The organism is Pseudomonas kairouanensis, from assembly GCF_004682055.1.
In the GTDB taxonomy this organism is placed as follows: domain Bacteria; phylum Pseudomonadota; class Gammaproteobacteria; order Pseudomonadales; family Pseudomonadaceae; genus Aquipseudomonas; species Aquipseudomonas kairouanensis.
On record NZ_QUZU01000019.1, the window covers coordinates 1 to 18,034 of the forward strand.

At 56.6% G+C, this 18,034-nt stretch carries 17 protein-coding genes; 10 read left to right on the forward strand and 7 right to left on the reverse strand.

Going from position 1 to position 18,034, the window contains the following annotated elements:
* Window positions 1-134: 134 nt before the first annotated feature.
* From DYL59_RS16115 to DYL59_RS16135, 5 genes are all read left to right on the forward strand, one after another.
* On the forward strand, window positions 135-530 hold the full coding sequence (locus DYL59_RS16115) for a GtrA family protein (RefSeq protein ID WP_080034397.1): 396 nt from the start codon (window positions 135-137) through the stop codon (window positions 528-530).
* Between the two features lie 16 nt (window positions 531-546).
* Window positions 547-1,497 carry a glycosyltransferase family 2 protein gene (locus DYL59_RS16120; RefSeq protein WP_019334893.1) on the forward strand — a complete coding sequence of 317 codons (951 nt, stop codon included), beginning with the start codon at window positions 547-549 and terminating at the stop codon, window positions 1,495-1,497.
* The gene (locus tag DYL59_RS16125; protein WP_019334892.1) at window positions 1,497-2,912 is read left to right on the forward strand and encodes an ArnT family glycosyltransferase; all 1,416 of its coding nucleotides are present in this window, start codon (window positions 1,497-1,499) and stop codon (window positions 2,910-2,912) included. Before DYL59_RS16120 ends, DYL59_RS16125 begins: the two co-directional genes overlap by 1 nt.
* Window positions 2,913-3,182: 270 nt before the next feature.
* Complete coding sequence (locus DYL59_RS16130) at window positions 3,183-3,809, forward strand: LysE family translocator (RefSeq protein ID WP_019334890.1); 627 nt, start codon at window positions 3,183-3,185, stop codon at window positions 3,807-3,809.
* A 79-nt stretch (window positions 3,810-3,888) separates the two neighbouring features.
* The gene (locus tag DYL59_RS16135) at window positions 3,889-6,858 is read left to right on the forward strand and encodes a Tn3 family transposase (protein ID WP_019334889.1); all 2,970 of its coding nucleotides are present in this window, start codon (window positions 3,889-3,891) and stop codon (window positions 6,856-6,858) included.
* Between the two features lie 287 nt (window positions 6,859-7,145).
* Here the strand turns inward: DYL59_RS16135 and DYL59_RS16140 are convergent, their stop codons facing one another.
* Together DYL59_RS16140 and DYL59_RS16145 are read right to left on the reverse strand one after the other, a co-directional pair.
* Complete coding sequence (locus DYL59_RS16140; RefSeq protein ID WP_135290085.1) at window positions 7,146-7,586, reverse strand: DUF6957 family protein; 441 nt, start codon at window positions 7,584-7,586, stop codon at window positions 7,146-7,148.
* Between the two features lie 74 nt (window positions 7,587-7,660).
* A complete protein-coding gene (locus DYL59_RS16145) occupies window positions 7,661-8,206 on the reverse strand; it encodes an arsinothricin resistance N-acetyltransferase ArsN1 family B (RefSeq protein ID WP_099456556.1) in 546 nt (181 codons plus the stop codon).
* A gap of 525 nt (window positions 8,207-8,731) precedes the next feature.
* Here DYL59_RS16145 and DYL59_RS16160 point away from each other — a divergent pair.
* From DYL59_RS16160 to arsH, 4 genes are read left to right on the forward strand one after another with little or no spacing between them, the layout of a single operon-like run.
* Window positions 8,732-9,088, forward strand: a complete 357-nt coding sequence (locus DYL59_RS16160; protein WP_099456557.1) for a metalloregulator ArsR/SmtB family transcription factor — start codon at window positions 8,732-8,734, stop codon at window positions 9,086-9,088.
* A 27-nt stretch (window positions 9,089-9,115) separates the two neighbouring features.
* The gene (locus tag DYL59_RS16165; RefSeq protein ID WP_099456558.1) at window positions 9,116-10,399 is read left to right on the forward strand and encodes an arsenic transporter; all 1,284 of its coding nucleotides are present in this window, start codon (window positions 9,116-9,118) and stop codon (window positions 10,397-10,399) included.
* A 15-nt stretch (window positions 10,400-10,414) separates the two neighbouring features.
* Window positions 10,415-10,885: an arsenate reductase ArsC gene (locus DYL59_RS16170; protein WP_099456559.1), complete on the forward strand. Its 471-nt coding sequence runs from the start codon at window positions 10,415-10,417 to the stop codon at window positions 10,883-10,885.
* A 29-nt stretch (window positions 10,886-10,914) separates the two neighbouring features.
* Entirely contained in the window at window positions 10,915-11,628 is a 714-nt protein-coding gene (arsH, locus tag DYL59_RS16175) for an arsenical resistance protein ArsH (protein WP_099456560.1), read from the forward strand.
* A 122-nt stretch (window positions 11,629-11,750) separates the two neighbouring features.
* Here arsH and DYL59_RS16180 read toward each other — a convergent pair whose 3' ends face one another.
* Window positions 11,751-12,383: an antitoxin Xre/MbcA/ParS toxin-binding domain-containing protein gene (locus tag DYL59_RS16180; protein WP_235654486.1), complete on the reverse strand. Its 633-nt coding sequence runs from the start codon at window positions 12,381-12,383 to the stop codon at window positions 11,751-11,753.
* A gap of 214 nt (window positions 12,384-12,597) precedes the next feature.
* Between DYL59_RS16180 and DYL59_RS16185 the strand changes: the two genes are divergently transcribed.
* Window positions 12,598-13,146 (forward strand): 3'-5' exonuclease, encoded by a 549-nt coding sequence (locus DYL59_RS16185; protein ID WP_099456562.1) that lies wholly within the window; start codon window positions 12,598-12,600, stop codon window positions 13,144-13,146.
* Between the two features lie 29 nt (window positions 13,147-13,175).
* Here DYL59_RS16185 and DYL59_RS16190 read toward each other — a convergent pair whose 3' ends face one another.
* The 4 genes from DYL59_RS16190 to DYL59_RS16205 are packed head-to-tail and all read right to left on the reverse strand — an operon-like array spanning window position 13,176 to window position 17,840.
* Entirely contained in the window at window positions 13,176-13,658 is a 483-nt protein-coding gene (locus DYL59_RS16190; RefSeq protein WP_054068364.1) for a Mov34/MPN/PAD-1 family protein, read from the reverse strand.
* Window positions 13,655-15,439 carry a HesA/MoeB/ThiF family protein gene (locus tag DYL59_RS16195; protein WP_135290086.1) on the reverse strand — a complete coding sequence of 595 codons (1,785 nt, stop codon included), beginning with the start codon at window positions 15,437-15,439 and terminating at the stop codon, window positions 13,655-13,657. The genes DYL59_RS16190 and DYL59_RS16195 overlap by 4 nt, the downstream gene beginning before the upstream one ends.
* On the reverse strand, window positions 15,423-16,673 hold the full coding sequence (locus DYL59_RS16200; RefSeq protein ID WP_033897209.1) for a nucleotidyltransferase domain-containing protein: 1,251 nt from the start codon (window positions 16,671-16,673) through the stop codon (window positions 15,423-15,425). Before DYL59_RS16200 ends, DYL59_RS16195 begins: the two co-directional genes overlap by 17 nt.
* Window positions 16,674-17,840: an SAVED domain-containing protein gene (locus DYL59_RS16205; protein WP_033897208.1), complete on the reverse strand. Its 1,167-nt coding sequence runs from the start codon at window positions 17,838-17,840 to the stop codon at window positions 16,674-16,676.
* Window positions 17,841-18,034 lie beyond the last annotated feature (194 nt).

Consider the following 18,034-nt stretch of genomic DNA (forward strand, 5'->3'; position numbering starts at 1 on the left):
GCCCTTACAACTACCCAACACCAAAATTACAATTTGGTAATATCGACGCTCTTAAACATTTTTTTCACACGCCGGCTCCCATGAGTAGTTAAAGTCAACACCATACAGCCTCTTGAACACATGCAGTTCTCTCAATGATATCGCCACCCTCTACAACCTTGCCTTACTATCTGATCGTTGGAATATTTGCCACTGGCGCTCATTACATAACACTTTTGTTATTGTCTCTGGTTCTGCCCGCACTCATTGCGACGTTACTGGGAGCAATAGTCGGGACTGTTGTTAGTTATCAGGGCAACAAGCGCTGGACGTTTACAAAGGCTCGCCCATCCGACACTTATCAATGGCTGCGCTTCAGCATCACGGCCTTGGTCTACAACGGTACAAACCTGGCCCTGATGGCGACCCTGCTGGAGCACTGGCCCCAGCGCCTATGGCTGATGCAGGTGATCACCACCTGTGCCCTGACGTTGATCACTTACCAAATCAACCAGTACTGGAGCTTTCGCCATGAATCGATCAAGAGCTGAGCGCTCCCCACGTCCGATGCTCAGTGTGATTGTCTGTTGTTATAACGAAGCCAAGGTACTGCCTTTTTTTCATAAGCGGCTAATGGCTGTACTTAAGACACTCAGCATTCGCTACGAAGTAGTGTATGTCAACGACGGCAGCCGCGATGAAACACTGGCGCTACTGGATGGTTATTGCCAGACGCCTGGCGTTCGTTGTTTGAACCTGAGCCGTAACTTTGGCAAGGAAGCCGCCATGGTCGCCGGTATTGATTATGCGGTCGGGGATGCGTTGTTATTTATTGATGCCGACTTGCAAGACCCGCCCGAACTTATTCCACTCATGGTTCATCATTGGTTGACCGGTAGCGATATCGTCAATATGCAGCGCCGCAGTCGCCTGTCTGATACCTCAAGCAAACGTATCAGTGCCCACCTCTATTACAAACTGATGAACTTTTTGGCCGACAAGTTTGATGTTCCCGCAGACGTCAGCGACTTCCGCCTGATTGGCCCGGCGCCCCTGGCAGCGCTGCGCGGTATGCCGGAACGGACGCGTTTCATGAAGGGCCTGATCAGTTGGCTGGGGTTCAATACCATCGAGTTGCCCTATGACCGTGAGCCGCGTAGCGCCGGTCTCAGCAAATGGGGGCCGCTGGCGCTGATCGACCTCGGTATCGAAGGCGTATTGGCGCTGTCGCGCAAGCCGTTGCGCTGGTTCAGCCTGCTCAGCCTGATGATTTTCATCGCCACCATGGTGCTCATCATCCAGCAGATGAGCGTAAACACCGCCAATGCCCATCACGTGATCATGGGCATTGCTGCGTTCATTACCGTGGGCATAGCAATGATCGGCGAATACCTCGGGGCAACGTTGAGCGAAGTCAGGCAGCGTCCCATCTATCTACTCGACAACCTGCTCGGCGAAGCCCCTGAACGGCCGGAGCACCCCTGCCCGATACACCCTCGCGAACAAGAAAACCACTGATGATAACGACCCGTACGCTATGGCTGGTATTGATCGCCATTTTGGCCCTGCGCCTGGCAAGCCTGGGGCTGTACCCGCTGATGGACACCTCGGAAGCCCGCTACGCGGAAATGGCCCGCAAGATGCTGGTACTCGGCAACTGGGTAACCCCGCTGTTCGAGCTGGACGTACCTTTTTGGGGCAAGCCGCCACTGTCGTTCTGGACCCAGGCGCTGGGCATGAAGTTGCTGGGTATCAATGAATTCGCCATTCGCTTTCCGGCGTGGCTGCTGCATGTCGCCAGTTGCCTGATCATCATCCGGTTTGCCCGTGAGCAGGCCGATGAAAAAACGGCGGTATTGGCGGCAATTATCTTTTCCAGCTCAACCCTCGGCCTGTTGTCAGCAGGTGTGGTGTTGACCGACCCGGCATTGAGTTTCTCGGTACTGCTGGCCAGCTATGGCTTCTGGTGCGGCATGACACGGGGCGACCGCCGTTGGGCACTGGCAGGATTTGCCGGCCTGGGCCTCGGGTTGCTGGCAAAGGGGCCGTTGGTGCTGGTGCTGGTGGGGGCTCCAGCTGTGATCTGGACGCTTTACTACCGACAATGGCGTGCCTTTTTGCACTTGCCCTGGCTGCTGGGCCTTGCGTTGATGCTGGTGATTGCCGTGCCTTGGTACGTGATTGCTGAACAGCGCACGCCGGGGTTTCTCGATTACTTCCTGATCGGCGAGCACTGGAAGCGTTATGTGGTCAGCAAATGGGCCGGAGACTTGTACGGCAGCGCCCATGCCCGGCCCACGGGCGCCATCTGGATGGACCTGATGCTCGCGCTTTTTCCCTGGACGCTGCTGTTGCCAGCGGTGTACTTCGCCCTGCGCCGCTCGGCCCTGTCGGGTCGCTACTATGGTTTTATCGCCCTGTGGGCCCTGGCTACGCCGGTATTTTTCACGTTCTCCGGCAATATCCTGTGGACTTACCTGCTGCCATCGCTGCCGGCCTGGAGCCTGCTGCTGGCTGGCGCACTCAAGGCTGTGCCCTGGCAAACCGGCAAAACCATCATTGGGTTGATCCTCGCGCTGCTGCTGCCGGTATGGCTGCTGATCGCTGCCATCGACGGCCGCGCCTTTGACCGGCCGAATAACCAACGTGAGCTCGCCAGGGCCTGGCAGCAGTTGCAGGCAGAGCGTCCCGGAACCCTCTTTTACTGGGGCCGGCGCTCGTACTCGGGGGAGTTCTATACGCAGGGGCAGGCACGCCGGGTCGAGGACTTGGCTACCTTGCCCGTTGACCGCAGCTTTTACATCGCCCGTCGGGTACGTGACCTCAAGCGAGGCATCCAGGGCTTGCAGCCGTTCAATTGTGTCGAGCAACTGCGTGCCAGCCAAAGCGTGTTATTCAGGTGCGAACCACTGAAAGCACCCACTGACCTGTAGGAGCCGGCTTGCCGGCAACGCCCTGGCGACCAGCATCAACAGCGTTGCGTTACGGCTACCAGACCATCTCCTGGCTGCCCCTTTGCCCCGATACATCATCAAGCTGGGGGCGCTTTCCGGGCTGGGAATCGACCATGCACTGATGCTGGGCCTGCAAGTGAAGACCGCGTTCTAAAGCGCTAGCGCATAGGCATCTGGATTAATCTTGATCTTGGACCTCCAGTTGGAACACGATGGCTGCCTTGAACCGTTGACGAAAGGAATCTCGTTATGTTCCCTCTGGACATCTGGCTGACCTATACCGCCGCCTGCCTGTTGCTGGTGCTTTCCCCCGGGCCGGACAACCTGCTGGCCATCGCCAGGGGCCTGAGCCAGGGGCGCATGGCGGCGGCCATTTCGGGGGTTGCGTCGGGCACCGGGATTCTGTTTCACGTAGCCACCGCCTCGTTGGGCCTGACCCTATTGATGCAGACATCCGCCGTGGCCTTCTGGGTCGTAAAAGTGATCGGCGCCAGCTACCTGGTGTGGCTGGGTATCAAGGTCTTGCGTTCGCGCAGCCTGATCAACTTCAAACCGGCGGCACGGCAATCGCTCAAAAGCATCTTCCTCACCGGCTTCCTGTCTGCGGCGCTTAACCCTAAGCCGGGACTGTTTGTGCTTGCGTTCATTCCACAGTTCGTCAACCCATCATTGGGCTCGGTCACTGTGCAGATGCTGGTCTACGGCACCTGGTTCGCCGCGTTGACCGCCCTGGGCTTTGCGCTCATGGGAATTTTTGCAACGCGCCTGTCGACCTGGCTGCAGCGCAAGCCAAAAGTTGTCAACGGCCTGAATGTCGGCGCCGGACTGACCTTCGTCGCGTCCGGGCTTTCGGTAGCAGCACTCAGCCAAAAATAACCCATGATTGCTCATGGGTTATTAGTTGCAGGCCTTACGCTCGGATCAGGTGATCAAAAGCACTCAGGGAAGCCTTGTCATGCCACGCCGTTCTATCCTGTCCATTGCCGAGCGTGACAGCCTGCTGGCATTGCCAGATACCAAGGAAGAACTGATTCGTCAGTACACGTTTAGCGACACCGACCTGTCCATCATTCGGCAGCGGCGCGGCCCGGCCAACCGCCTGGGCTTCGCCGTGCAGCTCTGCTACCTGCGCTTTCCCGGTGTCATCCTTGGCGTCGATGAGCCGCCGTTTCCGCCTTTGCTGAAACTGGTCGCTGACCAGCTCAAGGTTGGCGTCGAACGCTGGGGCGAGTATGGCCAGCGGGAACAGACCCGGCGCGAGCACCTGGTCGAACTGCAAACGGTGTTCGGCTTCCAGCCCTTCACGATGAGCCACTACCGGCAGGCCGTCCAGTGGCTGACCGAGCTGGCCATGCAAACCGACAAGGGCGTCGTGCTGGCCAGCGCCTTGGTCGATCATCTGCGGCGGCAGTCGGTCATTCTGCCTGCCATCAACGCCGTCGAACGAGCGACCGCCGAAGCGATTACCCGCGCCAACCGGCGCATCTACGATGCCCTGGCCGAACCGCTATCGGACGCGCATCGCCGCCGCCTCGACGATCTGCTCAAGCGCCGGGACAACGGCAAAACGACCTGGCTGGCCTGGCTGCGCCAGTCGCCCGTCAAACCGAACTCGCGGCACATGCTGGAACACATCGAACGCCTCAAGGCGTGGCAGGCGCTCGACCTGCCTTCCGGCATCGAGCGGTCGGTTCACCAGAACCGGCTGCTCAAGATTGCCCGCGAGGGCGGCCAGATGACGCCCGCCGACCTGGCCAAGTTCGAGGCGCCGCGCCGCTACGCGACCCTGGTCGCGCTTGCCATCGAGGGTATGGCCACCGTCACCGACGAAATCATTGACCTGCACGACCGCATCCTGGGCAAGCTGTTCAACGCCGCCAAGAACAAGCATCAGCAGCAGTTCCAGGCGTCCGGCAAGGCGATCAACGCCAAGGTGCGGCTGTTCGGCCGCATCGGCCAGGCGCTGATCGAGGCCAAGCAAGCTGGCCGCGATCCGTTCGCTGCCATCGAGGCCGTCATGTCCTGGGATGCCTTTGCCGAGAGCGTCACCGAGGCGCAGAAACTCGCACAGCCCGAGGATTTCGATTTCCTGCACCGCATCGGCGAGAGCTACGCCACGCTGCGCCGCTACGCGCCGGAATTCCTCGACGTGCTCAAGCTGCGGGCCGCGCCCGCCGCCAAGGACGTGCTCGACGCCATCGAGGTACTGCGCGGCATGAACAGCGACAATGCCCGCAAGGTGCCTGCGGACGCGCCGACCGACTTCATCAAGCCGCGCTGGCAGAAACTGGTCATGACCGACACCGGCATTGACCGGCGTTACTACGAACTGTGTGCCCTGTCGGAGATGAAGAACGCGCTGCGTTCCGGCGACATTTGGGTACAAGGCTCGCGCCAGTTCAAGGACTTCGAGGACTATTTGGTGCCGCCCGCGAAATTCGCCAGCCTCAAGCAGGCCAGCGAATTGCCGCTGGCCGTGGCCACCGATTGCGACCAGTACCTGCATGACCGGCTGACGCTGCTGGAAACGCAGCTCGCCACCGTCAACCGCATGGCGCTGGCCAACGAGCTGCCGGACGCCATCATCACGGAGTCGGGCCTGAAGATCACGCCGCTCGATGCGGCGGTGCCCGACACCGCGCAGGCGCTGATCGACCAGACAGCAATGATCCTGCCGCACGTCAAGATCACCGAACTGCTGCTGGAGGTAGACGAATGGACAGGCTTCACCCGGCACTTCGCGCACCTGAAATCGGGCGACCTGGCCAAGGACAAGAACCTGCTGCTGACCACGATCCTGGCCGACGCGATCAACCTGGGCCTGACCAAGATGGCGGAGTCCTGCCCCGGAACGACCTACGCCAAGCTCGCCTGGCTCCAAGCCTGGCATACCCGCGACGAAACCTATTCGACGGCGCTGGCCGAACTGGTCAACGCGCAGTTCCGGCATCCCTTCGCCGAGCACTGGGGCGACGGCACCACGTCATCGTCGGACGGCCAGAATTTCCGAACCGGCAGCAAGGCCGAGAGCACTGGCCACATCAACCCGAAATACGGCAGCAGTCCTGGGCGGACTTTCTACACCCACATCTCCGACCAGTACGCGCCATTCCACACCAAAGTGGTCAATGTCGGCGTGCGCGACTCGACCTATGTGCTCGACGGCTTGCTGTACCACGAGTCCGACCTGCGCATCGAGGAGCACTACACCGATACGGCAGGATTCACCGATCATGTATTTGGCCTGATGCACCTGCTGGGCTTCCGCTTTGCGCCGCGCATCCGCGACCTGGGCGACACCAAGCTGTTCATCCCCAAGGGCGACACTGTCTACGACGCGCTCAAGCCGATGATTAGCAGCGACAGACTGAACATCAAGGCTATTCGCGCCCATTGGGATGAAATTCTACGGCTGGCCACGTCGATCAAGCAGGGCACCGTGACGGCTTCGCTGATGCTGCGCAAGCTCGGCAGCTATCCGCGCCAGAACGGCCTGGCCGTGGCCCTGCGCGAGCTGGGGCGTATCGAGCGCACGCTGTTCATCCTGGATTGGTTGCAAAGCGTGGAGCTGCGCCGTCGCGTGCACGCTGGGCTGAACAAGGGCGAAGCCCGCAACGCGCTGGCCCGCGCCGTGTTCTTCAACCGGCTGGGCGAAATCCGCGACCGCAGCTTCGAGCAGCAGCGCTACCGGGCCAGTGGCCTCAACCTGGTGACGGCAGCCATCGTGCTGTGGAACACGGTTTATCTGGAACGGGCCGCGAATGCCCTGCGTGGACACGGCAAGCCCGTTGATGACTCTCTATTGCAGTATCTGTCGCCGCTGGGTTGGGAGCACATCAACCTGACTGGCGATTACCTCTGGCGCAGCAACGCCAAGATCGGCGCGGGCAAGTTCAGGCCGCTACGGCCGCTGCAGCCAGCTTAACGTGCTTTATTTTCCGTTTTCTAAGACGACCCCTTCAAGGCGATATCACGTGGACACTCAAACACCGGGATTACAGGACTGATGGTCATTGGTTACCAACAACATAGTTTGACACAACCCCTCCCGTAAACCGGGGTCTGTAGGATGATTTTGGGTGAAGGCTACAGCAACATAGATTGACACAGATGGGCTGAGCTTCAAATATAGTGCCCGGCTGCTCACATCATAGTTTGACACGAACATTTAGAGGCAGCAGTCATGAAGACGGAGCGCATAAGATGCGATCTTCAGCACAAGCTCAATGCGATGTCTATATCTGTGCGCAACCTACGTCCGGTTCCCATAAGCACATAAACCGTATTTTTCGTCTCAAATAAGCAAGCGTGGGTGAACGAAACCCCGAGCGTTGTCCTGACCCAATCACCAAGTTGGAAGCGGCCTTTGCTGTCTTTGATAACAGTTAAAGCGTAAACCAGAGCAGGGATTAGCTCTCTATCGGTGATCGCTTTCCGCTGAAGGGTTGTAACGTCGAGATCTAATATTGCCCATTCAGCAACAAGACAATAGGCACGTGAAGGAAAATGCAGATGGGCGAGTGCCACAGCATCTGAGGGCGCGAGTTGGCACCCGCCTATTTCCTCACCTGCGGAGAGAAGTGAAATAAACCCAGCCAAATTCATTCGTTCCTCCAGTCGATCAAAACACCGACTCGAACGAGAATCATCCATCAGCATAGCTTCCAGTGAGTCGCTTGGTTCCAATGCCGACGAATAGCAGCAACCTCACCTCACAGTCTGCACGTTTACAATCCCTCCACCTCACTGAACTGGATGATTTCTATAGGCGGAATCGCAGCACAAAGCGGTTTACGCCAATAACCCACGCTATGCCACTGGCCGTGCTTGAACCCAACCTCAGGGTATGTGCCAATGTGGGTGAAGCCGAGCGCTTCATGGATGCCTATGCTTCCCGCGTTGGGTAAGGCAATACCGGCATAGGCGGCATGAAACCCCTGTTTCTCTAGAAGTGGTAAAAGCTGCTGATAAAGCGCACGACCTACCCCGTTTCGGTGCACAACCGGGTCGACATACACGGTGACATCCACCGACCAACGATAGGCTTCCCTCGCTCGATGCTGGCTTGCATAAGCGTATCCAACGACCTTGCCTTCCACCTCGGCCACCAGATAGGGATGCGTCGGCAGTGTTGCGGCTATTCGTGCGGCCATCTCATCAACAGTCGGTGGTATCAGCTCGAACGAGATGACCGTGTCCAAAACCATTGGCGCGTAGATAGCCTGGATGGCGGAGGCATCAGCGGGTGTGGCAACCCTCACGTTGTAATTCATTTCTTTCCTTGCTGCCCCTGTAAAGAATTGTGTTTGAAGGGCTGACCCATGCAAGGCTCGGCCCTTCAGAATGTCGCGATAGAACCGTGCGCTTTCCCTCAAACGGGCTCACCGCATCCACGTACCGCAGAGAGCACCGTTCACTGAATTGGGAGTTTCTGCTCGTGGAGACCAGGCTGCGGGATATCTACGACGACGTCTTTGCCACCGAGAACCTTCGCCAAGAATAGTGCCGTTAGCCGTGACGACTTTCTGCCAAGCAAATGCTGCTGAATTGATAGGCAGTAGCTTCTCTCCCTCAAGTTTTCATCGACTATTGGCCGAAGACGTTTCAGAGCCAACGCACCAAAGCAGCTCGCTCTGACTTGGACAGGATTACGCCGGATCTTCTATATATATTCAATTTACCGTATATCCGAATTGTCGTATATTCATTTTCCGTACGCGGAAGAAGCATGCACTTCACGATATCCACGTACGGATCAAATTATTTGTATTGGTGAAAACCATACACCTGGAGGCCTCATGAACGAGCCAATTACTCCTACCGTTTTGTTCAAAAGCCTGGCAGATGACACTCGAACCAAAATAACGCTACTCATCGCCCGCGAGGGAGAACTCTGTGTATGCGAACTGACCGCCGCTCTTAAGCAGAGCCAACCAAAAATATCTCGACATCTCGCACTGCTGAGATCCTCCGGGTTACTGGCGGATCGGCGCCAAGGCCAATGGGTTTACTACCGACTCCATCCCGAACTGCCGACCTGGGTCACCGAAGTGCTTAAGGGTGTCGTTGATGCCAACCAGCAGTGGCTGGACACAGAAACCAAGCGGCTCTGTGGAATGAACGATCGTCCAGTCAATCAGACCGTGTGCGGCTGATCCAACCTTTCGAAACGAGCCGCTCGCATGCTAATCGCGCTACTTATTTTCATCGTCACCATCGTTCTGGTCATCTGGCAGCCCAAAGGGCTGGGTGTTGGCTGGAGTGCCTCATTGGGTGCCATGCTCGCGTTGCTGAGCGGGGTGGTCAGTCTCGGCGACATCCCGGTGGTATGGAATATCGTGTGGAACGCCACGGCGACGTTCATCGCTGTGATCATCATCAGCCTGCTGCTCGACGAGGCTGGTTTCTTCGAGTGGGCTGCGTTGCATGTCGCTCGCTGGGGAGGTGGCAGCAGCCGCAAGTTATTTGCCTTCATCATCTTGTTGGGAGCCGCAGTGTCAGCGCTGTTCGCCAATGACGGTGCAGCGCTAATCCTTACTCCCATCGTGATCGCCATGTTGCTGGCCCTGCGCTTTTCCCCCGCAGCAACTCTGGCATTTGTGATGGCCGCAGGATTCATTGCCGACACCGCAAGTCTGCCGCTGGTGGTCTCCAACCTGGTGAATATCGTCTCGGCCGATTACTTCAACATTGGCTTCAGCGAGTACGCCGCAATTATGGTGCCGGTCAACCTGGTCAGCATCGCTGCAACGCTGGGGATGCTCTTGTGGTTCTTCCGCAAAGACTTGCCCAAGACTTATGACCTGGCACAACTGCATACCCCTGAAGATGCGATCCGGGATCGTGCAACCTTCGTGGCTGGATGGTGGGTGCTGCTCGCGTTGCTGGTCGGCTTTTTCGTTGTCGAGCCACTGGGTATCCCCATCAGTGCTATCGCCGCCGCCTGCGCATTGGTGCTCTACGTCATCGCCGCCAAAGGTCACGCCATCAACACCAGCAAGGTGCTCAAGGGCGCCCCGTGGCAAGTTGTGATCTTCTCGCTGGGCATGTACCTGGTGGTGTATGGCTTGAAGAACGCCGGACTGACTGACCACATTGCTCAATTGCTCAACGTATTCGCTGGATATGGCATTTTGGGGGCATCGCTGGGTACAGGACTCCTGACCGCCGTGCTTTCTTCGATCATGAACAACATGCCAACAGTGCTCATCGGCGCGCTCTCGATCCATGCAACGGAAGCGACTGGCGTAGTTCATCAGGCCATGGTCTACGCGAACATCATTGGCTGCGATCTTGGTCCGAAAATCACACCTATCGGCAGCCTGGCCACACTGCTCTGGCTGCACGTGCTGGCTAAAAAAGACATAACCATCAGTTGGGGTTACTACTTCAAGACCGGTGTGGTGCTCACGCTTCCAATCCTCATTGCCACCCTGAGCGCCTTGGCTTTGCGCGTCAGCTTTTGATTCCAGGAGATCACGATGAAAGTCCTATTCATGTGCACCCACAACAGCTGCCGGAGCATCTTGTCCGAGGCGGTGTTCAACCACCTTGCTCCTGAAGGAATGGAAGCCGTCAGTTCCGGAAGCTTCCCAAGTGGCCGCGTAAACACGCGAGCGATTCAAACGCTCAAAGCAGCAGGTATCCCTACTGACGGCCTTAGCAGTAAAGCATCCGATGCCTTTGAAGGATCGCCACCAGACATCGTGATCACGGTCTGCGATCGGGCTGCCGGCGAAGCCTGCCCGATCTTCTTCGGCCCGGCGCTCAAGGCTCATTGGGGGCTGGCAGATCCTTCCGAAGCTACGGGATCTGAAGCGCAAATCGAGGCGGCATTCCAGCAAACCCTGAGCAAAATTCAGGAGCGGGTAAACGCCTTCATTTCGTTGCCTATTGCTACGTTGAGCACAGAAGACCTTAAAACTGAGCTAGCCCGCATCGGCACGTTGTAGGCCATGTGTGGCTGGAGCCAGGAGTCACTATGAAAGACCATTTTCCAAACATCGAAGCAGATCTCATCGACATCCCAAGCATGGAGCGACTCACTCCTCGTGAGCCGTCCACGCATAAACCGCGCATCCTTCTGATTTACGGGTCGACCCGCGAGCGTTCGTTCAGCCGGTTGGTAACCCAAGAAGCCGCGCGGTTGTTGGAGCACTTCGGTGCGGAAACACGAATCTTCAACCCGTCAGGATTACCACTGCCTGATGATGCTCCGGATACCCACCCCAAAGTCGTGGAACTCCGCGAGCTAATGCAGTGGTCTGAAGGACAGGTGTGGTGTTCCCCAGAGCGTCATGGATCGATGAGCGCCGTCTTTAAAGCTCAGATCGACTGGGTGCCATTGGCGATGGGCGCGGTACGTCCGACCCAAGGTAAAACCCTGGCCGTCATGCAGGTTTGCGGCGGCTCTCAGTCTTTCAACGTGGTGAATCAGTTGCGGGTACTGGGTCGCTGGATGCGCATGGTGACGATCCCCAATCAGTCTTCAGTGCCCAAAGCGTTTACCGAGTTTGACGAGAATGGACGTATGAAGCCTTCGTCCTACTACGATCGCCTGGTCGACGTGATGGAGGAACTGATGAAGTTCACCCTGCTATTGCGTGACCGTCAGGATTACCTGGTAGACCGTTACTCGGAACGCAAAGAGTCGGCTGAAGAGCTGTCGAAACGGGTGAATCAGCGCTCCATCTGAAGATAGGTTAGAAAAATATTCAGCAATTCCGTGGGCACCCGAGTTAACGGAGCGCGCCGCCTTAATAATGCCAACTGCGATCGCGTACTCGCTTGGGTTGATTCTACTCGGCTGCGGCTGGATTAAAATGACATGCCCTCCGACACTTGAGTCAGCATTTCTTCGACTAAATGTGTGCCAAAGGTTGTAGTGACCATCGCCAATGGGCTTTCTCCCAAAAAACGGGCTTTGGGTTTGGAAAGCCATTGTTTGGCCTTCCCTTTGTCACCGAAAATCACCTCAGCCATGGCGGTAATGTGTGCGAACCGGAACAGGCGATCGCTCTCATGCAGCGTTAAGCGCTGGTTGGCTGACAGTTTTGTTTTCAGCGTTTTGGGTTGAATGATTCTGTCGCGTTCTTCTTCGCTTAGGGTTCCATCATCACAAAGCATTTTGATCAGGCTGACCGAGAAGCCAGCTACTATCATGTCGTGAATGTCCAGATCCGAAGCATTGACAGAGATATGAAGAAGCGCATCCAGACGCATGCGGTAAGCATGATAAACATCATGACGCAGGACGCCAGCAAACATGGGCCGCACTGATGTTGCGTTGTGCACGGGCGTCAGCACCAACGTGTCATTCGCTACCGTTAGTTCCAGGTCGTCCCCAACACCTAACCCCATTTGGTCAAGCAACTCTTGAGGCAGATCAATGATGATGTCGCCAGTACCGTCCTCAGTATTCTGGCACTTGACTATCCAACGCTCGCTCATGATCGTCCGGCCCTCATCCGCCATTAGAGAATGACACACATCATTATGCTCGGGCGCAAAGCTGACCAAAGGAACGTGCAATTCCCAGGAGGCATGCACTGCCGCTGCTCGAACGCCGGATAAAAGCAAAATTGGTCAATGGCTTCGCCGCTTTACCACCAACAAATGGTTAAGAGCTTGAGCGTGATCTAGCAACTACACGAAAGGATATGACATGAACCCTGATGAGCTTTATGTTTCGGTCGACGTCGAGACTTCTGGACCTATACCAGGCGAATACAGTCTGCTTTCCATTGGAGCTTGTCTTGTAGCCCAACCTGAAACGTCCATCTATCTTGAACTACGACCTGACAGTCCGAAACACGACCCCGAAGCGCTGGCAGTATCGGGGCTGAGTTTGGAGAAGCTGGAGCGCGATGGCCTCGCTCCGCAACAGGCGATGCTGACATTTGATAAGTGGCTGAAGTCGTCCTGCAAAACGGGGCAAAAGGTCATTTTCGTAGGACTCAATGCACCGTTTGACTGGTCATTCGTCAACTACTACTTTCATAAATACTTGGAAACCAACCCCTTTGGTTTTACCGCTATCGACATGAAGGCCTACTTTATGGGCGCTGTAGGTTGCAGCTGGCAGGAAACAAAATCATCTAAAATGACCGCTGCGCTGAAGCCACTCAGCGAGCCGAACCATAACGCATTGGATGATGCTCGCTTTCAGGCAGAGCTATTCGCCCTGATGCTAGCGGGTAAAGCTAAACGCTGACCTGCCTTCCACCCTCACGGACTTAAAGCTCATCTGACCCAGGTTGCCTCTACATATCTGCCGTCCCTGAACGACCACGCCTTGATACCTTCGGGTTTTTCGGACTTGCCGACAATAACGGCTATCGGGCGCGGCAGATCCTGCGTGTAACGTGCAGCAAATTTTGAGAAGCTGCCGATATCTGCCGGAGAGATCACCGGAACGGATTGGGGATGCGTATGCCAATACCCCACTAGACGTAACCCTTGTTCGTTGGCAGCCTGGATCTCCTGGCGGCAACGCTCCGCATCCAACTCTAGCCAAGACCAGCCTGACCGATCGGCGCGATGAGGCACCGTGGCCAAGGCCAGCAGCAACCCTTTCGGATCAACCGGGTTGACAAATAACTGTCCCCCTCGCTCCACGCCAAAAAGGCCCTGCCGATGACTAACCAAGATGTCCGCGACAGCTTGGGACACCAATAGCTCGGAATTCACCTCCGGCCATCGCCAGCGCCATGCGATATCCGTCATACCGTTTCGTCCTTATCTTCCGGCCATCCACGCTCGAGTAGGATTTGCTGCGCCCCCTCTGGCAGTTTGGGCCCTTGGTATTGGCCTCCCAGGCTCAGCACATCTTCAGGTCTGTAAATGCTGCTGATCCAAGATGCAGTGGCGATGTTGCCAGTCAATGCGCGTAGGGCCGTGTGCGACACCATAGAGGCGATATTGGTCATCCCCAGTGAGCCACCTGGGATGAAGCTCTCCCCACAGGCGGGCAGCGGAACAACACCTCCTCCCGGCCATTCTGTGAATCTATGCACGAAATCGCCGACGTCCGTGAATAGATGACGGCCATCAAAGGTGCCGGCTGGTGCAAATAGCGCATGACCTACTTGGGTATGCGGTTCGCTCCAGGCTTGTACAAGCCCCCAAGGAGCACCGCTGGATTTGACTCGCCATACAGTGACTTCCGACTGCCAGTCTGCTGTCGTGATCACCACCAGATCTGCGTTATCGAACACTTCTGGTTTGCTGCTCATTACCACTTCGGCAAAAGTCGAATATGCGGTGCATTCTGTCGTTGGAAGATCTAACAGAATCTTGCCCCTTAACGCTGAAGCTTTCAGTCTCCCTAGACTATCCGCTCCCAGAACGTGCCTCCCCAGATTGGCTGACACCAAGGTGTCAGGATCGATGAGAGTAAGGTGGCCAACACCGGATCGTGCCAACTGTATTGCTACCGCACTGCCTAGCGAGCCAACACCAACGCAAACTACCCGAGCATTTTCGAGGCGCTGTGCTGTGCCGCTTATATCGCGGGACAGAATGGACGCTCGATCAAGCACGTCCAGGGTAGTTGCTCGAACGAGCGCCGGTGGATGTGCATTTGCGATAGCTGGCCGGCGCCGCGCTGTACGCAGGCCAAACTTTGCCCCCCGCTCCTGCTGTACGCCGAGCGAGTGCACATTCAGGCAATATGTTGGAGCATCTGCCCCTCCTGGAAGCTCCAGAACAATCCATCGACTCGCCAACGTTCCATTCTGCTCAAACCATGCCAGCAATTGCTCGGCATCGTCGGGTTTAAGGTGGGGCGTTAGCCACGGCAATAAATCTTCTGGATCCGGGGTGCGGATATCCGGATAAGTCTGAAGCTTGACGTAAAAACCGGGAGTTTCGGCCGCGCGAATGACAGCGGAACGCCCGACAACCCGTCGGTAATGCCCTTTGAGTGCAGCTACGTTCGATGCTAACCAAACCGTTTCCTGACCGGATGGCACAGCCCGGCGCGGATCGCTGAGTGCAAACAACTGCGAGGCAGCCTGAGGTCGATCCAACAGTAAAAGGTTCTGGAATGACTGACCGTGCTGAAAAGACCAGTAGGTAGTGATCTCATTCTGAAATTCGATATCGCGCGTTGCCTGGCTTGATCCCAGCTTGGACAACGAAACGATCTGTGCCAAGCGAGCAAGGCTGTCCTCTACCACAACCTCCGGGGAGCCCATGATGGGGCGTTCCTGAAAGCCATGAAGGCAAAGCCCCGACCTGGTGGCATGCGGCCAAACCAGCCATGGAGAGGGTTCGACGTTCAGCCGCAAAAGCCCACGGGGAAAATTGGAGGGGAAACCAATACGCAGTCGCCGCTCCTGCCCCGTGTAATCGATGGGCAAGGGAAAGTAAAAGGACGCCGCTTCGTCAGCCTGCATGGGTGCGGGCTGGAGCAATGCATCGGCAGCGTCCTGACCTAGGGTATTTCGCAGTGCGGCGATTCCGCGCTGCAATGGCGTCGTAATAGGATCAACCAAGGCGTCCAACTGGCTTTACGCTCGACTGAGAGGTTGCGCCACCGCTGGCCCCTCCGAAGAGCGAACCCATCGAAGCAGAGTTTCGAGTAGTGCCATCCGGTCGGCCGGGCATGGTCCAATTCGCAGGGATCTCATTGTTCACTGCCGTAATGAGTGCCGGTGCAATACCGAAATTCTTTTTCACTGCTTCGGCAAAGGAATCATTGGATTCAAAACTTTCCAAACCCAGTGATACGGATGCACTGGCGTCCGCATGCCACTTGGCAAATGCTTGGCGATAGCCTTGCCCTTCGCCTGGTCGATTCCACTTTTCTGCAAAGTTTTCGCCGTTATCGGCAGGGTTGCAGACAAAGCAATCGTTTCCTCTATGCGCGATGTGCTGCGGCATTCTGCGGACGATTTCCAAAATTGCATCGAGCGGAGCCAAAGGCTTCGACTGCGATTCCTTCACGACATCCAGATATGCGTGAGTGGCCAGGGTGGTGATGACCGCAGATATGGGGCGAGTATCAGCGCTCCTTGTGTTGATGGCCCATTCATCGCGATGCCGCTTGAGCAGCTTTATGGTCGCACGCAGGGGATCTTGATCGATGTAATCCTGATAATGCGGCAAAGGATCTTGTGTCGCGGCATCGAGCATTCGCTGGCTTTTGGCGACTACCAAGCTTTCCAGAGAGATTTCCTGGGCGGAGGCAACCTGTAACCAATTCGAGTACGGGATAGGGCTGCTTGCTTTCCACCCTGTGACCCGATCTGGAACCTCCAGCTTTCCCTCGCCGTTTGCTTCGCCATTTCCGTTGATCGCGCGGGCAGGCGTGACATCGATGTGGAAGCCTGGATTTTCGTCGGCATAAACGATGCGGATGCCCCGACGTAACTGCTTAACTTCTTCCTGAACGCGGGAGCCTTCCCTAAAACGCTGCTCAATCGCCTCTAGAACTTCCTTCGCACTAGCGCCTTGAGCGTGAGGGAGCCAGATAATCGCGTCCGCATCAATGGTGTCCAGATCCGCAGGCGCGCCGGGGATTGGCTTGATAGTCGTTTTCAGCCGCATCGAGCCTTGAACGAAGATATGGGCCTCAGCGAGCAGTGGGTTGTCGGAAGCCGAGAGGATTTTTTCCAGTTGGGAGTAGCGGTCATTGATTTTTTCGTACTGCGCTTCCGACAGCGAGATCTCCCGCGCGGCGCGAAGCAGAAAATATTCCCAACTGCTGCGCTTGGTCTGTTCGTTGCTCAATAGCATTTACCTAGCCTCCTGGGCCACCGAGCCCAATTGCAGTGTTTGCGTAAACCGATCATGGTTTTCTTTGTCCCGATCGAAGATCAGGTACGTATGTTGATGCTGCGTTGTGAGCAACGCGCCAAACTCGATGGCCAATGCCGCAGGAATAGCGGCGAAGACGTGGATAGGGTCAGGAGTCAGAGCTTCAAGCTGGCTCAGTCGTATTTGAAGTGTGTCGCGAAAGGCATGAATCACTCGACGGTTCTGTACCATCGCATAGCTTGGTTCTGGGATCGCCAGCTCTGCAATACGTGCACCGGGCAGAGCGTCAGTCACGTCGCGAACTGGGACTTGCGCAGAAATAGACAGCACCAGCGCCAGTGGCCCGTCGCCTTCGGGGGGAGGTGTAAACAAAAAAGCGGGCGGCTCTGCGGACTGATCGGGCCAGCGCAAACGATGTTCGCGGTGAAAGGAGAAGATCAAGCGCTTGGAACGGTCGCCGATACTCTGGCCCAGCATCATCAAAGCCGGGATGTCGGCCAAGCCGACTACTGCCAGCGCAGGCGAATCGCCGTAGGTGCCGCCGCGACGCTTGAGTTGCTGTTCCAGCTCATACTGGATGCTGTCTTTGACGTTCTGCCAATAGGTAGTGTCGCGGCCGCGTGGTCCGGGCGCAGGGAAAGTGATTTTGATGCCTTGATCGAAGGCGGTTAATCCCTCGGCGGACATCGCAGTCAACAGATCGCGAACGGGAATATCGTTGATCGTCTGGAAATGCTGACTCTGGACAATGAGAGGAATCGCTCTGCCACCATCAGGGGTCGTTGCGGCGATTCGGATGCGCTCTAGGTATGCTTGGTGTAAACCACTCAAATCATTTTCAGGATAACCGTCTGCGTCACGATCAATTTTGTCATGACAGCCTGGGCACAGGAGCATCAGGTTAGCAGTATCGTTCGTGTGCGCCTCAGCATCATGATCCGCGCGTCCCCGAGGGCCTTTGGGACTGGCGGGCAGGATATGCGCCACTTCGCCCCATTTCATTGGCTTGCCGGCACGATAATCGAACGTCAGATCCGTGCCGCACAGTTCACAATGACCAGCGGTCTGTGTCCATACGATCCGCTTCGTCTCATCATTTGTGTTGAAACGCCCGCTTGCGGGTTTAGCGTCTTCTTGTTCTGCCATTCCGACCGACCCCAGAGAAACATCCATGATTGAAAATGATGATGGCAAGATAAAATCATATTAAGGTCATTCGCCTCGATTTCAAGAGTGATCTGAGGGTGACGAATGCTGAGTCGGCTTTGAGCAGGATGCTGTTTTTGGCTCATCGAAACGCAGTGGCGGCAGCGTTCGTTTTTCTGGCAAGTGCAGGTGGG